At 57.1% G+C, this 17,030-nt stretch carries 22 protein-coding genes; 6 read left to right on the top strand and 16 right to left on the bottom strand.

All coding sequences use genetic code 11. The annotated features are described in order from the left end of the window. Positions 1-60: 60 nt before the first annotated feature. The gene (locus D1646_RS04320; protein WP_160635273.1) at positions 61-279 is read right to left on the bottom strand and encodes a helix-turn-helix transcriptional regulator; all 219 of its coding nucleotides are present in this window, start codon (positions 277-279) and stop codon (positions 61-63) included. Positions 280-411: 132 nt separating this feature from the next. Next, the gene (locus D1646_RS04325) at positions 412-630 is read right to left on the bottom strand and encodes a helix-turn-helix transcriptional regulator (protein ID WP_160635274.1); all 219 of its coding nucleotides are present in this window, start codon (positions 628-630) and stop codon (positions 412-414) included. Positions 631-708: 78 nt separating this feature from the next. Between D1646_RS04325 and D1646_RS04330 the strand changes: the two genes are divergently transcribed. Next, on the top strand, positions 709-972 hold the full coding sequence (locus D1646_RS04330; protein ID WP_160635275.1) for a hypothetical protein: 264 nt from the start codon (positions 709-711) through the stop codon (positions 970-972). 10 nt (positions 973-982) lie between these two features. On the opposite strand, the gene D1646_RS04335 is transcribed toward D1646_RS04330, so the two are convergent. The 4 genes from D1646_RS04335 to D1646_RS04350 form a co-directional block, all read right to left on the bottom strand. Next, positions 983-1,681, bottom strand: a complete 699-nt coding sequence (locus tag D1646_RS04335; protein WP_160635276.1) for a response regulator — start codon at positions 1,679-1,681, stop codon at positions 983-985. A gap of 18 nt (positions 1,682-1,699) precedes the next feature. Further along, positions 1,700-2,236, bottom strand: a complete 537-nt coding sequence (locus D1646_RS04340) for an NUDIX hydrolase (protein WP_160635277.1) — start codon at positions 2,234-2,236, stop codon at positions 1,700-1,702. Positions 2,237-2,350: 114 nt separating this feature from the next. Continuing rightward, entirely contained in the window at positions 2,351-3,109 is a 759-nt protein-coding gene (locus D1646_RS04345) for an exodeoxyribonuclease III (protein ID WP_160635278.1), read from the bottom strand. Between the two features lie 416 nt (positions 3,110-3,525). Continuing rightward, positions 3,526-3,855, bottom strand: a complete 330-nt coding sequence (locus tag D1646_RS04350; protein WP_160635279.1) for a helix-turn-helix transcriptional regulator — start codon at positions 3,853-3,855, stop codon at positions 3,526-3,528. A gap of 166 nt (positions 3,856-4,021) precedes the next feature. On the opposite strand from D1646_RS04350, the gene D1646_RS04355 reads away from it, so the two are divergent. Further along, complete coding sequence (locus tag D1646_RS04355) at positions 4,022-5,077, top strand: hypothetical protein (RefSeq protein ID WP_160635280.1); 1,056 nt, start codon at positions 4,022-4,024, stop codon at positions 5,075-5,077. A gap of 284 nt (positions 5,078-5,361) precedes the next feature. Here D1646_RS04355 and D1646_RS04360 read toward each other — a convergent pair whose 3' ends face one another. After that, complete coding sequence (locus D1646_RS04360) at positions 5,362-5,721, bottom strand: helix-turn-helix domain-containing protein (RefSeq protein WP_160635281.1); 360 nt, start codon at positions 5,719-5,721, stop codon at positions 5,362-5,364. 206 nt (positions 5,722-5,927) lie between these two features. Between D1646_RS04360 and D1646_RS04365 the strand changes: the two genes are divergently transcribed. Continuing rightward, on the top strand, positions 5,928-6,437 hold the full coding sequence (locus D1646_RS04365; protein ID WP_160635282.1) for a hypothetical protein: 510 nt from the start codon (positions 5,928-5,930) through the stop codon (positions 6,435-6,437). 103 nt (positions 6,438-6,540) lie between these two features. On the opposite strand, the gene D1646_RS04370 is transcribed toward D1646_RS04365, so the two are convergent. The 6 genes from D1646_RS04370 to D1646_RS04395 form a co-directional block, all read right to left on the bottom strand. Continuing rightward, a complete protein-coding gene (locus D1646_RS04370; RefSeq protein WP_160635283.1) occupies positions 6,541-6,696 on the bottom strand; it encodes a rubredoxin in 156 nt (51 codons plus the stop codon). A gap of 67 nt (positions 6,697-6,763) precedes the next feature. Next, the gene (locus D1646_RS04375; RefSeq protein ID WP_160635284.1) at positions 6,764-7,306 is read right to left on the bottom strand and encodes a ferritin family protein; all 543 of its coding nucleotides are present in this window, start codon (positions 7,304-7,306) and stop codon (positions 6,764-6,766) included. Beyond that, the gene (locus D1646_RS04380; RefSeq protein WP_160635285.1) at positions 7,303-7,722 is read right to left on the bottom strand and encodes a transcriptional repressor; all 420 of its coding nucleotides are present in this window, start codon (positions 7,720-7,722) and stop codon (positions 7,303-7,305) included. The genes D1646_RS04375 and D1646_RS04380 overlap by 4 nt, the downstream gene beginning before the upstream one ends. An 82-nt stretch (positions 7,723-7,804) precedes the next feature. Next, positions 7,805-8,521 (bottom strand): TVP38/TMEM64 family protein, encoded by a 717-nt coding sequence (locus tag D1646_RS04385; RefSeq protein ID WP_347565129.1) that lies wholly within the window; start codon positions 8,519-8,521, stop codon positions 7,805-7,807. A gap of 99 nt (positions 8,522-8,620) precedes the next feature. Then, positions 8,621-9,487 carry a methylenetetrahydrofolate reductase [NAD(P)H] gene (gene metF / locus D1646_RS04390; RefSeq protein ID WP_160635287.1) on the bottom strand — a complete coding sequence of 289 codons (867 nt, stop codon included), beginning with the start codon at positions 9,485-9,487 and terminating at the stop codon, positions 8,621-8,623. A 233-nt stretch (positions 9,488-9,720) separates the two neighbouring features. Continuing rightward, entirely contained in the window at positions 9,721-10,638 is a 918-nt protein-coding gene (locus D1646_RS04395) for a hydroxymethylglutaryl-CoA lyase (RefSeq protein ID WP_160635288.1), read from the bottom strand. Between the two features lie 324 nt (positions 10,639-10,962). Between D1646_RS04395 and D1646_RS04400 the strand changes: the two genes are divergently transcribed. From D1646_RS04400 to nifU, 3 genes are read left to right on the top strand one after another with little or no spacing between them, the layout of a single operon-like run. Beyond that, a complete protein-coding gene (locus D1646_RS04400; protein WP_160635289.1) occupies positions 10,963-12,246 on the top strand; it encodes an O-acetylhomoserine aminocarboxypropyltransferase/cysteine synthase family protein in 1,284 nt (427 codons plus the stop codon). A gap of 52 nt (positions 12,247-12,298) precedes the next feature. After that, positions 12,299-13,492, top strand: a complete 1,194-nt coding sequence (nifS, locus tag D1646_RS04405; protein ID WP_160635290.1) for a cysteine desulfurase NifS — start codon at positions 12,299-12,301, stop codon at positions 13,490-13,492. A 9-nt stretch (positions 13,493-13,501) separates the two neighbouring features. Continuing rightward, complete coding sequence (nifU, locus tag D1646_RS04410) at positions 13,502-13,933, top strand: Fe-S cluster assembly scaffold protein NifU (RefSeq protein ID WP_160635291.1); 432 nt, start codon at positions 13,502-13,504, stop codon at positions 13,931-13,933. 60 nt (positions 13,934-13,993) lie between these two features. On the opposite strand, the gene D1646_RS04415 is transcribed toward nifU, so the two are convergent. From D1646_RS04415 to D1646_RS04425, 3 genes are all read right to left on the bottom strand, one after another. Further along, positions 13,994-15,214 (bottom strand): aspartate kinase, encoded by a 1,221-nt coding sequence (locus D1646_RS04415; RefSeq protein WP_160635292.1) that lies wholly within the window; start codon positions 15,212-15,214, stop codon positions 13,994-13,996. Between the two features lie 85 nt (positions 15,215-15,299). Further along, complete coding sequence (locus tag D1646_RS04420; protein WP_160635293.1) at positions 15,300-16,511, bottom strand: homoserine dehydrogenase; 1,212 nt, start codon at positions 16,509-16,511, stop codon at positions 15,300-15,302. 54 nt (positions 16,512-16,565) lie between these two features. Beyond that, positions 16,566-17,006 (bottom strand): ACT domain-containing protein, encoded by a 441-nt coding sequence (locus D1646_RS04425; protein ID WP_160635294.1) that lies wholly within the window; start codon positions 17,004-17,006, stop codon positions 16,566-16,568. Between the last annotated feature and the right edge of the window lie 24 nt (positions 17,007-17,030).

Here is a 17,030-nt window from a genome sequence, read left to right on the forward strand (position 1 = left end):
CCAAAATTTTAAGTAGAAGCAGTGCCTCAAATCAATCCTCACCGTACCGTGGGGCCGGGGTCATCGCCGTTCTCTTACGTCTGACCGGCCAACCAGATAATCTAAGCTAACATCAAAGAAGTCAGCAATCGCAATCAGCCCTTTGAACTCAGGATACCGAGTCGCATACTCGTAAGCCTGATAGGAATTTATCGCCAAACCCAACTGATCTGCCATTTCGCGCTGTTTCAATCCGCACTCGATGCGCAGTTCTTTGATTCGTTCACAAAATTGTGCCATGATTTTACCTCCGGGGCCTTGACAATCACTTTAAGAGAATAAACAAGGTGCCTAAAAAATGCAAGACTGACTTACCGAATTTCTGTGGCGCAATCCCGATTCGCAGAGCTCCTTTTGAAAGGGGCCGAGGGATTATCGCCGTTCTCTCACATCGGAGCGCCCGACTAAATAGTCAATACTCACATCGAAAAAATCAGCAATCGCAATCAGCCCGTGAAATTCAGGGTATCTGTTTGCATACTCATAGCACTGATAAGAACTCAAAGCAAGACCAAGTTTCTCTGCCATTTCACGCTGCTTCAAGCCGTGCTCTTTGCGCAGCACTTTAAGACGATCACAAAATTTTGCCATACTTCCTCCAAAGGACTTGACACATGCTTAAAGCAAATTTATAATACATGCAAAAAGCATGTAAAAGGAGTAACCAAAATGAAAGACTTACTTACAAAGCTTCTGTGGCGCAATCCCGAAATCGACGAGGCTGCCAGCCGGCTCAAAAAGGAACTGCCCGGTTTTTCGGAAGCCGAACGGGAATTTGAAGCTCTGGCGGAAGAAATCCGGGCCATTGCCGGCTATGACCTGTACGACCGGTACGTCTCCCGGCTCATGCGGTACAGCGACTATGAGGTACGTGCCTACTACGCTTTGGGTCTGGGTCTGCGCGGGGAGATGGTTCAGGCGCTGGATTTATAGGCCGCGCCTCTCACTCCCCGAAGTAGTAGCCCATGCCCCGCTTGGTCTTGATGAAGGCGGGGGAAGCGGGGTCGTCCTCAATTTTCTCCCGCAGGCGCCGGATTGCCACATCCACCGCCCGCACATCGCCCACATAGCCCTCATAATTCCACACGTGCTCCATAAGGGCCTCCCGGGAGAAGACCTTGCCGGGGCGGGAGGCCAGGAAGCGGATCAGGTCATACTCCCGCTGAGTCAGGTCCAGGGGCACGCCGTCCTTGAAGATGGTGGCCCGCTCCTCGTCCACCGACATCCGCTCTCCCAGGGGCAGCTCCGCCACCGGCTCGGGCAGGGCGGCGTTCATGGAGACACGGCGGATGTTGGCCTTAACCCGGGCCAGCAGCTCCCGATTCTTGAAGGGCTTTGTGATATAGTCGTCCGCCCCCAGCTCCAGACCCTTGACCTTGTCGTCCTCCTCCTCCCGGGCGGTGAGCATGACAATGGGGACGGCGCTCCCGGTCGCCCGAATCTTCCTGCACACGTCAAAGCCGTTCATCCCCGGCAGCATCAGGTCCAGCAGCACCAGGTCGGGGTTCTGCTCCAGCGCCAGCTGCAGGCCGGTGGGACCGTCCAGCGCCTCCAGGGTGTCGTAGCCCTCCTTGGTCAGGTTGAAGGACAAAATGTCCACAATGCTCTGTTCGTCCTCCACGATCAAGATGGTCTTTCCCATTGAATGACCTCCTTTTTCTTACAGGCCCAGCAGGACCTTCGTTTTCAGCGCGGCGGTAACCGTCTTCCCATCGGTAATGGTCCCGTCCATCACCTGGCGTATCAGCTCCTCAAAGGGGACGGCCAGCACGTCCAAAAATTCCCCCTCGTCCAGATGCTGCTTTTTTCGAGTCAGACCCCGGGCCAGGTACATATGGATCTTCTCGGTGCAGAAGCCGGGGGAGGACAGCATATAGCCCAGATAGGTCCACTCTGACGCCTCCAGACCGGTCTCCTCGCTCAGCTCCCGGACGGCGGCGGGACCGTGCTCCTCCCCGTACTCCAGCTTGCCCGCCGGCAGTTCCAGAAGCAGCTGCTGGATGGGATAGCGGAACTGTTTTACCAGTGTCACGTTGGAGTCCTCGTCCAGGGCCAGCACACACACACCGCCGGGGTGATTCACCACTTCACGGCTGGCCAGACTGCCGTCGGGCAGCTCCGCCTGGTCCTTGGTCACCTTGATGATCTTGCCCTCAAAAATTGTATCGCTGTGAACTCTGCGCTCTGCCAGATTCATATTTGTTCCTCCTTACAGGATGTTAACCCAATTATAGCTAGTATACCACAAACAGGGAAGTGGGTAAAGATAAGATTTGGAAAAAAGCCCGCCTGATGGAAGGCGGGCAGTTTGTTAGATATCCAGTTCCAGCAAAACGGGGCAGTGGTCGCTCCCCTCCACCTCGGAGAGGATTTCCGCCCGCACAATTTTGTCCCGCAGCCGGTCGGAGACAATGAAGTAGTCAATGCGCCACCCCGCGTTCTTCTGCCGGGCATGGAAGCGGTAGGACCACCAGGAGTAGGCCCCCTCTCGGTCCGGGTACAGGAAGCGGAAGGTGTCGGTGAAGCCGGAGGAGAGCAGGGCAGTCATCTTCTCCCGCTCCTGGTCGGAGAAGCCGGCGTTGCCCCGGTTGGTCTTGGGATTCTTCAAATCAATCTCCTGGTGGGCCACGTTCAGGTCGCCGCAGTAGATCACCGGCTTGGTCCGGTCCAGGGACATGAGGTACTCCCGCAGGTCGTCCTCCCAGGCCATGCGGTAGTCAATCCGCTTCAGGCCGTCCTGGGCGTTGGGGGTGTAGCAGCACACCAGGTAAAATGGCTCATACTCCAGGGTGATAAGCCGCCCCTCGTGGTCGTGCTGGTCCTTGTCCATACCATAGGCGGCGGCCAGGGGCTGGCGGGTCGTGAAAATCGCGGTGCCCGAGTAGCCCTTCTTCTCCGCTGAGTTCCAGTACTCCAGGACCCCCTCCCCCAGGGGGACGTCCGCCTGGCCCCGCTCCATCTTGGTCTCCTGGAGGCAGAGAAAATCCGGTTTTTTCTCCTGATAAAACTCCAAAAATCCCTTTTTCATACACGCCCGCAGACCGTTTACGTTCCAGGAAAGCAATACCATGTCAGTTCCTCCGCCCTCATTGGTTTCCCCTATTATACGACAGCCCGGAAGAAAGTGCAAGAAAAAAGCGGTTGTTTGCCTTGTAATTCCCCCACAGCGCCGGGGCGGAAACAGTCCAACTCCGCGCTGTCTCTGCCAATAAACCCTGCCAAATATGAGGGGACGGTACATCAACGTACCGCCCCCTGGGTTTCCTTATTTCTTTTCAAACACGTCCTTGCCCATACCGCAACGGGGCAGCAACCAGCACCCCATCGGGGGGATGGTTACGGGAAAATCTCATTTTGATTTTTCAATGCTGGTTTTCTCGGCGGATTTCCAGACCGACATAAAATCACGGCGGAAATGGCCGAAAACGGCGGACGCGGCAAAATTAGAAAACAAAAATCCGCAAGTGTCCTCCTGACCTTGCGGATTTATAAATCATATGGATTCAAACAATAGTCAACAAATTGTTCGATTATATCACGGCTCTTGCTGGATAATAGAGATATTTTTTCGGATAGTGATGCACCGTTGTAACCCACATTTTTCCCTGTCAAAATGTAATCTGTGCTTATATTGAGAATTTGGCTCAAATTTATTAGATTATCAATGCGAATGGCCTTATTTCCACGCTCCAAGTTTGAAATCATTTGTATTGATACATCCATCATGCTTGCAAGTTGGTCTTGAGTATATCCAAGTTGTTTTCGGCGTAGCTGGATTCTTTTTCCTATTTCTTGCAGATTTGCATTTTCCATCATTTCACCTCTAAATTATCCTTCGGGCTAATTGTATACGCCTTTTGGCGAAATTATAAGCACCTACGGATTGACTTTATAGGCCTTTAGATGTATAATGTGCTTGTTTTCATAAATATTATGAAGAAAGACACAGTAACAATTCACATCATTTGGGAGGTACAATAGGATGAAGAAACTTTTGGCACTCATGCTTGCGGCGGTTCTGGCCCTCTCTCTGGTGGCCTGTGGCGGCGGCGGTGGGAGTGGGGATACCAACACACCCAGCGGCGGAAATGGGGACACGACAAGCACAGACGCGCCCAGCGGTGGCGATACCAATACACCAGTCAGCACACCGAACAGTGACGAGCAATCAAGCGACAATACGTCTAACGGTCAGGAAACAGCAGTTCCTAACAACGGAGAGTGGGACGAAATTCTTTGTTCTGGCGATGGCTATCACTTGGTCAAAAAAGAGGTCGATGCCTACGATGGCTACAAAATTACGCTCGGTGTGGTGGATGATAATGGTGAATGGGTTCAGGAGATGACTGATACTGGAACTTTTGTAAACAATGTGCGTTTTCGTGCTGAAGGTAGCAGCGAAACTTTGCGGGACAGTTCGTGTTATACATACCTTGGCGAAGGAGTTTTCCTTGCCTCGCCGGGGGTCTCTGTATTTACAAAGGATGAAGAGTATCGTGTAGGACCATGGGAAAATTTTATGTCGCAAAAGTCTCCTATCAGAAGTGAGTTGGCAGTGTGGGAATGTCTCCTTTGGAATGTTACAAATAATACCCAGAGACAGATTACTGCAAACAAAATATCTGTATTCCAAGATGGATATCTACTCTTCTGTAAAGAAGAAACCTCGCTTGGAGGCGGCAAACTCTATGCCATGAGTACGGAATGTGAAATTACAGAGTTGTCATGTCAATTTTTGCCCAATAAACCTGGGCATAATTTCCCTGTGTATTCAGAGGGATTATTCTTTGCGTGTTCGGAAGAAAGGTCTAATCCCGGCTTTTATGATATTGAAGGGAATTTAGTAATTGATTTACATGAATACAGCATGCGCGGGATTTTTTATTCCTCTTCACAAGGGGTCAATGCTCCGTGTTTTGAAAACGGACAGGCAACCATCCTGTTCCAAAATAACGCCGGGAGCGTGTTCAAGGGCATTATTGACAAGACAGGGGCTTTTGTGAGTGAGCCAGAGAAAGTAGATGTTTCAACTTATTAACATCTTGACAAAGAGAATACGAGGGGCGGCACATCAACGTGCCGCCCCCTGGGTTTCCTTATTTCTTTTCAAACACGTCCTTGCCCATACCACAACGGGGCAGCAGCCAGCACCCCACCAGGGGGATGGTTTTGGGAAAATCTCATTTTGATTTTTCAATGCTGGTTTTCTCAGCGGATTTCCCGACCGACATAAAATCACGGCGGAGGTTATATAGTCGAGCGGGCGGCGGTGGTATTTTCCTCATAGTAAAAAGCAAGCGCGGCTTTCAGTAACCGCGCTTGCTATTTTTGTTCAAAATATCTTGAAAAGTCATGTATCACGTTAGATATTAGCGATAACTCTTTTACTTCATACTCATTTAGTGCTTTCATAATCTGTGCAATCTCTAAATCGCGTTCTGTGGCGGGAGGATTGCCGTTAATGCTTTTCTTTTCGGCGGAGGCCCCCAACAAATAGTCAATAGACACATTGAGGGTAATGCCTAAATTGAAAAGTGTATTCAAAGCGGGGGCCTTGCGTCCAGCCTCTATTTCCCAAAGGTAGTTTCTGGATATTCCTATCTGCTCTGATAATGTTTCCAGCGTCAAGTTAAGTCGCTTTCGCTCTGCTTTAATTTTGCTGCCCATAAGCGATAAATCCATTGTGTTACCCCTCAAATGTCTTATTGATAGATTTTACAACACACAGCCAGAAATTAAACATGCTAATTGATAGAAAAACAAAAATATATCTTGCAATTAGCCGTAAATCAGAGTATAATAATCTCACTGTGCGGCTGATGGCAAGACCATAACAAAGACACGGGGAAATGACCCACCAAGTGCGGGAGAAAGAAAGGAAAATTATTATGGAAGAAAAAGTAATAGTAAAAAGCACCCACTCTGCCCTTTCAGGTACGTTGGTACGTTGTTTTGCGGTGCCAGTAGTGATTTTTATCCTTACCATTGTGTTTTATTATGCGGTTGCTCTGCCTCAAATACGGGAACATATGTACACTTTGAACATTAGCCTATCTCTTTTCCTTGTATCGACCCTCATTTTTGACGTTACCGCAACGACTTCAATTTGGATTTCAGTTGTCGTTTACATCGGTATTGCTGCTTTTATCTGGGGTATCATAGATTTCTTTAAGAACAAGGACAACGCTTTGACGGTGACGAATAAGCGCGTCTATGGTCGTAGCAGCTTTGGAAAGCAAGTTGATTTGCCGCTAAATTCAATTAGTTCTGTCTCATCTTCGGGCAAAACGACACTTCATTTTTTAACGTCATCTGGAAAAGTTTCCTTTGGAAATGTGGAAAACAGTGGCGAAATATTTCAGATTGTTAGTAAAATGCTTGTTGAGCGGCAAGGATAACACAATTATAGACAACTGGACGGAACCAATCCCGTACCGCTTCAATAGGTTATACTAAATAATAGAGGGGCGGCACATCAACGTGCCGCCCCTCTGGGTTTCCTTATTCCTTTTCAAACACGTCCTTGCCCATACCACAGACGGGGCAGACCCAGCTGTCCGGGACCTGGTCCCAGGGGGTACCGGGAGCGACGCCGTTATCGGGGTCACCCACCGCGGGGTCGTACTCATAGCCGCAGGGGCAAACATACTTGTCCATTTTATGCTCCTCCTAAATTTGTTAAAATAATCTTCCCGCCCGGAGGGGCGGGAAGGTGGAAAATTGCTCAGCCGAAGTAACGCTCCAACAGGCCCTTAAACGCCTTACCATGCCGGGCCTCGTCCCGGGCCATCTCGTGCACGGTGTCGTGGATGGCGTCCAGACCCAGCTCTTTGGCCTTCTTGGCGATGGCGACCTTGCCGGCGGTGGCGCCGTTCTCGGCCTCGACGCGCATCTCCAGGTTCTTCTTGGTGGAGTCGGTCAGCACCTCGCCCAGCAGCTCAGCGAACTTGGCGGCGTGCTCGGCCTCCTCATAGGCGGCCTTCTCCCAGTACAGGCCGATCTCGGGGTAGCCCTCCCGGTGAGCCACGCGGGCCATCGCCAGATACATACCCACCTCGGTGCACTCGCCCTGGAAGTTGGCGCGCAGGCCCTCCAAGATCTCGGGGTCAACGCCCTTGGCTACGCCGACAACGTGCTCAGCGGCCCAGGACATCTCGCCGCCCTGCTCCACGAACTTCTCGGGGCCGACGCCGCACTGGGGGCACTTGGCGGGAGCGCTCTCGCCCTCGTAGACATAGCCGCAGACGGAACAGACAAACTTCTTCATAACTGTGTTTCCTCCTTAAAATTTTGTTGATGCAGACAACTGGGACATAGACCATAGAATGTGAGCTCGTGGCGTTCCACCGCAAGCCCGTATTGCATACTGACGGACCGGTCCAGCTCCTCTCCCAGCTGAAGGCCGGGCAGGTCCTGGACGCAGCCGCAGCAGCTGCAAACAAAGTGACTGTGGGGAGCGACAATGGCGTCGAAGCGCTCCTGACCCTGAACGGTGCCAACGCTCCGGACTAGGCCCTGCTCCCGAAAAAAGGCCAGATTCCGGTACACCGTCCCCAGGCTCAGGTCTGGGTGCCGGGGCTTGAGCTGGCGGTACACCCACTCTGCGGAGGGGTGGCAGCTTGTCCCCCGGATGGCTTCCAGAATCGCCTCCCGTTTTTTGCTGTATCGCACGGCGCGCTGCATGGGTTCGCTCTCCTCTTAACAATACTAATTATTGTTATGATTTATCCTACCACATTTTTCTAAATTTGTAAAGGGGGCATTTTCAAATTTTTTTCTCCTGCCCACTCCGTTTTCTCCCCTCTTTCAGCCGGGAGAGCAGCATTTCCTCGATTTGATTGCCATATTTCATCCCCAGCAGGAAGAGGGCCAGCCCCGCCAGCCCGGCCGGGACCATGACCCACACCGGCAGTCCCAGACTTTCCCCACCCAGAGCGCTGGCAAACAGCAGCCCCCAGGGCCGGGCCAGCACCACGATCAGGGCAAAGCGGCGGAGGGAGAGGGAGGTGAGGCCGGCCAAGATGCACAGCATATCGTCCGGGAAGAAGGGGAAGAGGAAGGCCAGGGTCAGGAAGACGGGGGCCTTTGTATGCAGCACCTGCTGATATTTTTCCGACAGCCTCTGGCCCACAATCCGCTCCGCGAAGTCCCGCCCCAGGGCCCGGGACAGCGTGAAGGTGAGCAGCGAGCCCGACACCACCGCGCTGAAGGTGAGCAGAAAGGCCGGCAGGGTCCCGAAGAGCACGCCCCCCGCAGCGGCCACCACGTTGCTGGGAATGGGAGCCAGTACCACGGCCAGGAACTGGAGCAGGAAAAAGATGAGATGAGAGTAGGGTGCGAAGCGGGATATATAGGCCCGCAGCTCCTCCAGGGAGGAGACCGCCTGAAAAAATCCGCTGAGGTACAAAAAACACCCGCCGCCCCCCAGCAGCCCCAGGGTGGCCAGGGACAGGATCCACTTCTTGTGCTTCGTAAAAAACACCCCCATGTTGACTCTGAGGGTATTCTAGCACGCTGCGGAGAAAATTACGACAAAATCCACCTTAAATTTTCGTGAAGAGATTGTAAACAGAGTCTCCTCTCACACGGTCCGAATGGAGGAGATACTGCCGGCAATCTGCCTGGCTACGTCAGGATTGTTCATGGTGTACAGGTGGATGCCGTCCACGCCGCCGGCGATCAGGTCGGAAATCTGGTCGATGGCGTAGGCGATGCCGGCCTCCCGCAGGGCCTCGGGGTGGTCGCCGTAGCGGGCCAGAATGCGGGTCAGCTTACTGGGCATACTGGCGCCGCACCCCGACACCATGCGCTGGATGGAGCTCTTGGACAGCACTGGCATGATCCCCGCCTCAATGGGCACATTGATGCCGGCGATGCGGGCCCGCTCCAGAAAGCGGAAGAAGTCGTCGTTGTCGAAAAACAGCTGGCTCACCAGGTGCTGGGCCCCGGCGTCCACCTTTTCCTTCAGGTGGCGGATATCGCTGACCAGGTCGGGGCTCTCCGGGTGGCCCTCCGGGTAGCAGGCGGCGGACACCCCAAAGTCCCCCCGTTCCCGGATGTAGGCCACCAGCTCACTGGCGTATTTGAAGTCGGTCTTGGGGGGATAGTCCGGATTGATATCTCCCCGCAGGGCCAGAACATTTTCCACACCCTCCTCCTTCAGCTCGGTCAGCAGACGGTCCGCGTCCTCCCGTCCGGCCACTACGCAGGTCAGGTGGGCCATAGCGGGGATGTGGTACTGATTTTCAATCAGAGAGGCAATCTCCCGGGTGCTCTGGTTGGCCTGGGACCCTCCCGCCCCAAAGGTGACGCTGATAAAGTCGGGGCGGATGTCCTTCAGACCGCCCAGGGTCTTGTAAATGCTGTCCACCGGGGCGGTTTTTTTCGGGGGAAACACCTCGCAGGAGAAGACTGTTCTCCCCTGTTTAAATAATTCGCAGAGTTTCATGGTAATATACCTTCTTTCTGAGCAAAATACAGACAAGCTCACTGGGTATATTATATCACGTTTTTTCCCCGCCGCACAAAATTTTTCCAGGCCAAACAGCAGATATTTTCCTCTGCGCTCTGCCATTTTTTGTGAAAAAAAAACCGCAGCGGCCCCCTTGTATAAGCCGGCAAGCCGCTGCGTGAACGCGGTGAAAAAAGCACCCCCGCTTTCCGGCGGGGGTGCAGTTGGGTTCAGGAGACAATCAGGTCCTTTGCGCGGCCGGCACGGAGGATGTAGCTGTCCAGGTCGTGGCCCAGCAAATCCCGCATGGTACGGGACAGCTCCATGACCTTCACAATGTCCACGCCGGTTTCAATGCCCATCTCGTCACACATGTTAATTACGTCCTCGGTGGAGATGTTGCCCGCCGCGTTGGGGACGAAGGGGCAGCCGCCCAAGCCGCCGAAGGAGCCGTCAAACTGAGTCATACCCGCCTCCATCGCGGCCAGGATGTTGGCAATGGCCAGCCCTCTGGTGTTGTGGAAGTGGAGCCACCAGCTGGCCTGGGGGTACTTCTCCCGGACCCTGGCGCACATCTCGTAGACCTGGTTGGGGACCCCCATGCCGGAGGTGTCGGACAGGGAGATCTCGTCAATCCCCACCTTCAAATAGGCCTCGATGATGGACTCGATATCGCTCAGGGGGATGCGGCCCTCCCAGGGGGAGGCGAAGGGCATGGAGATGGAGCCGGAGATGGCAATGCCGTTGGCCTGGGCCTCCTTCACGCAGTCGGCAAAGCCGGCCACACTCTGCTCCGGCGTCATGTTCAGGTTCTTCAGGTTGTGCTGGCGGCTGGCGGACACGTTCAGCTTCACCTTTTTGCAGCCGCAGTCCACGGCCCGCTTGACCCCCCGCAGATTGGGGATCAGGGCCCGCAGCTCCACCCCGGGGACCTCACCCAGGGCCTTGTACACCTCGTCGGTGTCCGCCATCTGGGGAACGGCCTTGGGGTGCATGAAGGAGCCCACCTCAATCACCTTGAAGCCGGCGTCAATCAGGCCCCGGAGCAGCTCCACCTTTTTCTCGGTGGGCAGCAGGGTCTTTTCGTTTTGCAGGCCGTCCCGCAGTCCGACCTCGCACAGGGTTATGGCGCTGGGCAGATTGTTCATAACCGATACCTCCCTATTTTTCGCGGTACATCTCCGCTGATTCAGATAGTATCATTTTAACTGAATCCAGCCTGGGAATCCAATACATCTTTTGGATGAAGCGATAGAAAATGTAAATGAAAGTGGTTTTTAAATTTCCTATTGACTTGGTGGGTAAATCGTGCTAGAATACAGCCAACTCAGTTGGTAGGAAATACCGCAAGTGAGGTGCCAGTTATGCGATACCATTGGGAAACCCTGGTAAGAGCCAACTTCCGCTTTGGCCGAATATGACATTTTTTCCTGGTCAAGCCCCAAAATACGGACAAAGAGAGGAAGTTTATTATGTCAAACTATAAATTCGAGACCTTGCAGCTCCACGTGGGCCAGGAGAGCCCCGACCCCGCCACCGACGCCCGTGCGGTGCCCATCTACCAGACCACCAGCTATGTCTTCCGGGACTGCGCCCACGCCGCCGCCCGCTTCGGTCTGTCGGACGCCGGCAACATCTACGGACGGCTGACCAACTCAACCCAGGACGTGCTGGAGAAGCGTCTGGCCGCCCTGGAGGGGGGCGCGGCGGCGCTGGCCCTGGCTTCGGGCGCGGCGGCCATCACCTATACCATCCAGGCCCTGGCCCAGGCGGGGGACCATATCGTGGCCCAGAAGACCATCTACGGCGGCAGCTACAACCTGCTAGCCCACACCCTGCCCCAGTTCGGCGTGGAGACCACCTTTGTGGACGCCCACAATCTGGAGGAGCTCACCGCCGCCATTCAGCCCAACACCAAGGCCGTCTATCTGGAGACCTTGGGCAATCCCAACTCCGATATCCCCGACATCGACGCCATTGCTCAAATTGCCCACGCCCATGGCCTGCCCCTGGTCATTGACAACACCTTCGGGACCCCCTACCTCATCCGGCCCATCGAGCACGGGGCGGACATTGTGGTCCACTCGGCCACCAAGTTCATCGGCGGCCACGGCACCACGCTGGGCGGCATCATTGTGGACTCGGGCAAGTTCGACTGGAAGGCCTCCGGCAAGTACGCCCCCATCGCCGCCCCCAATCCCAGCTACCATGGTATCTCCTTCGTGGACGCCGTGGGCCCCGCCGCTTTCGTCACCTACATCCGGGCCATCCTCCTGCGGGACACGGGGGCCGCCATCTCCCCCTTCAACGCTTTCCTGCTCCTCCAGGGGGTTGAGACCCTCTCCCTGCGGCTGGAGCGCCACGCGGAGAACACCAAAAAGGTGGTGGACTTCCTGGCGAACCATCCCCTGGTGGAGAGGGTCAACCACCCCAGCCTGCCCGATCACCCGGACCACGCCCTCTATGAGAAGTACTTCCCCAACGGCGGCGCATCCATCTTCACCTTTGAGATCAAGGGCGGCGTGAAGGAGGCCCACAAGTTCATTGACAGCCTGGAGATTTTCTCCCTGCTGGCCAACGTGGCCGACGTGAAATCACTGGTCATCCACCCCGCCACCACGACCCACTCCCAGCTGAGCCCCGAGGAGCTGGCGGACCAGGGCATCCGTCCCAACACCATCCGCCTGTCCATCGGCACTGAGCACATTGACGACATCATCGCCGACCTGGAGAAGGGCTTTGCCGCGGTGAAGTAACACCCTTCCCGCCCCGTCTCCGGAGGCGGCAACTTGAGAAAAGGAAATCCCTATGAGACAAATTTACCTTGACAACGCAGCCACCACTAAAATGAGTCCCGCCGCCATCCAGGCCCTGCTCCCCTGTCTGGACCAGGTGTACGGCAATCCCTCCAGTCTCCACTCCCCCGGCCAGCGGGCCAGCGAGGCGCTGTCCCACGCCCGGGAGCGCATAGCCCGGCAGTTCAACTGTACCCCCCGAGAGCTCACCTTCACCTCCGGCGGCAGCGAGGCGGACAACCAGGCCATCCGCTCCGCCGCCCTGCTGGGGGCCAGGCAGGGGAAGCGGCACATCATCTCCACCGCCTTCGAGCACCACGCCGTCCTCCACACCCTGGACAGGCTGGAGCGGGAGGGCTTTGCGGTGACCCTGCTGGACGTCCACGAAAACGGCCTGATTCAGCCGGAGCAGGTAGCCCAAGCCATCCGGGAGGACACCTGCCTGGTGACGGTGATGTACGCCAACAACGAGATTGGCACCATCCAGCCTGTGGCGGAGATTGGGGCCATCTGCCGGGAGCGGGGCGTGCTGTTCCACACCGACGCGGTCCAGGCGGCGGGCCATCTGCCCATTGACGTCCAGGGGCAGAACATCGACCTGCTGTCTCTGTCCGCCCACAAGTTCCACGGCCCCAAGGGGGTGGGGGCGCTGTACGTCCGGAAGGGCGTCCCCCTGACCAGCCTCATTGAGGGGGGCGCTCAGGAGCGGGGTAAGCGGGCCGGCACCGAGAACATCCCCGGCATCGTGGCAATGGCCGCCGCTCTGGATGAGGCCTGCGGCCGCATGGAGGAAAACGCCGCCAAGGTCTCCGCCCTGCGGGACCGGCTCATTGCGGGGCTGGCCAACATCCCCCACTCCATACTCAACGGCGACCCCACCCGCCGCCTGCCCGGCAATGTGAGTTTCTGCTTCGAGGGCATCGAGGGGGAATCCCTGCTCCTGCTGCTGGACGACAAAGGGGTATACGCCTCCTCCGGCTCCGCCTGCACCTCCGGCTCCCTGGACCCCAGCCACGTGCTGCTGGCCATCGGGCGGCCCCACGAGATTGCCCACGGTTCCCTGCGGCTGACCCTGTCGGAGGAGACCAGCCAGGAGGATGTGGACTACACCGTGGAGGCGGTGACCCAGGTGGTGAGCTACCTGCGGAGTATGTCCCCGGTGTGGCGGGACCTGGAAACGGGAAAACAATCTTTTGTCATTCAGTGAGGTAAAATTATGGCACTTTACAGCGAAACCGTAATGGACCACTTCCGCAATCCCCGCAACGTGGGCGTGATTGAGGACGCCGACGGCGTGGGCGAGGTGGGCAACGCCAAATGCGGGGATATTATGAAGATTTACCTGAAAATTGAGGGCGACATCATCACCGACGTGAAGTTTGAGACCTTCGGCTGCGGCAGCGCCATCGCCTCCAGCTCCATGGCGACCGAGATGATTAAGGGCAAGCCCATCTCCCAGGCCCTGGAGCTGACCAACCAGGCGGTGGCCCAGGCTCTGGACGGCCTGCCCGCCCACAAGCTCCACTGCTCCGTGCTGGCGGAGGAGGCCATCAAGGCGGCCCTGAAGGACTACTACGACCGCAGCGGCATCCCCTACGACCCCGCCCAGTTCCCCGACTGCGGCAGCTGTGAGGGCTGCCACGTGTAGGCCCTCGCCGACAGGCCTTCCTTGATAAAAAATCCGCCCCAGGTAGGGCGGATTTTTTGTTTACGCATTTCCAAATTCGCTGAAGAAGCGGTCGTGGATGGCCTGAACGGCGCGGTCGGCCTCCCGCTCATCCACCAGGACGGACACCTTGATCTCGCTGGTGGAGATCATATTGATGTTGACCCCGGCGGAGTACAGGGCCTCGAACATCTTGCAGGCCACGCCGGCGTTGTTCACCATGCCCGCGCCCACAATGGACACCTTGGCCACCTGCTCATTCAGCTCCACCAGCTTGCAGCCGACGGTCTCCTTGTACTCCTCCATGACCTCCTTGGCCGCCTGGGCGTCTCCACGGGCCACGGTAAAGCTGATATCCTTGCTGCCGTCCCGGCCGATGGACTGCAAAATAATGTCCACGTTGATCCCCTTCTGGGCCAGCAGGGAGAAGATTTTAAAGGCGATTCCGGGCTGATCAGCCAGCCCCACCAGGGCAATGCGGGCCACGTTTTTGTCCTTGGCCACACCGCTGACATGGGTTTTTTCCATAGTCTTGACGACCTCCTTCACTTTCGTACCGGGCTTTCCGCTGAAGCTGGACAGCACCTCCAGATTGACGTTGTACCGCTTGGCCATTTCCACCGAGCGGTTGTGGAGCACCTGGGCCCCCAGGCTGGCCAGCTCCAGCATCTCGTCAAAGGTGATCTCGTCGATCTTCCGCGCCCCTGTCACACTGCGGGGGTCGGCGGTATAGACCCCGTCCACGTCGGTGTAGATCTGGCACAGGTCGGCGTGGAGGGAGGCGGCCAAGGCCACGGCGGAGGTGTCGGAGCCCCCCCGGCCCAGGGTCGTAATGTCGTCGTACTTGTTGATGCCCTGGAAGCCGGCCACCAGCACGATCTTCTTCTTGTCCAGCTCCTTGCGGATGCGCTCCGTGCGGATTCGCTTGATCCGGGCGCCGGAGTAGGCCGAGTCGGTGAGCATTCCCGCCTGCCACCCGGTGAGGGAGATGGCCTGATAGCCCATGCGTTCAATGGCCATTGCGCACAGGGAGATGGAGATCTGCTCTCCGGTGGCCAAAAGCATATCCATTTCCCGTTTGGAGGCCCCGGGGTGGATCTCCCGGGCCTTTTCAATCAAATCATCGGTGGTGTCCCCCTGGGCGGACAGGACCACCACCACGCTGTGGCCCTTGCGGTAGGTCTCGGTGACGATGCGGGCCACGTTGCGGATCTTATCGGCGTCGGCCACCGAGCTTCCGCCGAATTTTTGTACAATGAGCATATATGTTGTTCCCCCTAAAGGTTCAAGATAAGTGGTTGGGATCAGGGAAGCATACCTCCCCGCCATCCTATGCGGCCCACTGCGTTCAGGACAGGACCCGGATGCGGGAACCCACCTCCAGGCCGGCCAGCTTCTCCTTCACCTCCGGTTCCGTCATGGGGGCGGTGAGGAAAGCGCACTCCCCGGCGGGCGCTCCGCTGCGGGCCAGCAGCTGGACCTCGCCGCAGCTCTTCCGGGCCTGGTCGGCGGACATCTGGCCCCGGACATACCAGGGGGACATCAGATAGTCGGCGGAGACCACCAGGTCGGGACTGCCCGCCTCCCAGCCGTTGTGCCGGTCCTTCTTCAGGTCCTTGGCAATATCGATCACGTCGGCCACCACGGCGGAGGCGGTGGGCAGCTTGCCCGCCCCCCGGCCATAGAACATCACGTCGCCAATGGCGTTGCCGGTGACGGCAATGGCGTTAAACACATCCTCGACCCCGGACAGGGGATTTCCGGCGGGCACCAGATGGGGGGCCACAAAGGCGCACACTCTGCCCTCCTCCTGGCGCAGACAGCGGCCCAGCAGCTTGATCTGATAGCCCACAGAGTCGGCATAGGCCACATCCTCCAGGGTCACGTTCCGGATGCCCTCGGTGGGCACCAGGGCGGGGTCCACCTGCCGCCCGAAGGCCAGGTCGGCCAGGATGCAGATCTTCCGGCAGGCGTCGTGGCCGTCCACGTCGGCGGTGGGGTCCTTCTCGGCGTAGCCGTTGGTCTGGGCCTCCTTCAGAGCCTGCTCAAAGGTGAGGCCCGCCCGGATCATTCGGGTCAGGATATAGTTGGTGGTGCCGTTGAGGATGCCGGTGATCTGCTCCAGCTCATTGGCGGCCAGGCAGGAGGTGAGGGGCCGCAGAATGGGGATGCCTCCCCCCACACTGGCCTCAAAGAGATAGCTGCACCCGTGCTCCCGGGCCAGCTGGAGCAGCTCGCAGCCGTGGGTGGCCACCAGCTCCTTGTTGGAGGTGACAACGCTCTTGCCCGCCTTCAGGGCCCGGGCCGTAAACTCCAGGGCGATCTTCGCGCCGCCGATGGTCTCCACCACAATGTCCACCTCGGGGTCGCTCTCGATGACGGCGAAATCCTTCACAAAGCAGTCCTTGTAGGGGCTGTCCGGAAAGTCCCGCACATCCAGAATATACTTCAGCCGCACCAGGTCGCGGACCCGGTTGTCAATGAGGCCGCCGTTGGTGGTGAGCACCTCGGCCACGCCAGAGCCCACCGTTCCAAATCCCAAAATCGCTACGTTAACCATTGGTTCTTCTCCTTCATTCATATAGTCAGGTCTGTTTCATCGGGCCCGGCGTCCCTAGCCCGCCAGGATCTCACACTTGACGACCCCCGGCCCGGCGCTGAGATGGGACAGCACCTCCTCCAGGGAGGCCTGGAGGGCGGAGGTTTCCGCCGTCATGGTAACCACCGCACAGCCGTTCACCGGGATATTCTGGTTGATGGTGAGGATATTGACCCCGGTGCCCGCCAGCACATTCAGCGCCCCGGACAGGACGCCCGGCTCATCCTTCAGCAGCACCTGAAAGGTGACAATGCGACCGTGGAGCATATCGTTAAAGGGCCGCACCGCGTCCTTGTACTTGTAAAAAGCACTGCGGCTGATATTCACCGCCTGGGCCGCCCCATTGACGGTCTTCTCCTCCCCCGTCTCCAGCAGGCGCTTGGCCTCGGCCACCTTCCGAAAGATCTCCGGCATGGCCCGGGCGTCCACAATAAAATATTTCGCAGGACCGCTCATAGCTTCCTCCCGTCTGCGCTGGAA

This window comes from Pseudoflavonifractor sp. 60, assembly GCF_009911645.1.
Lineage (GTDB): Bacteria > Bacillota > Clostridia > Oscillospirales > Oscillospiraceae > Lawsonibacter.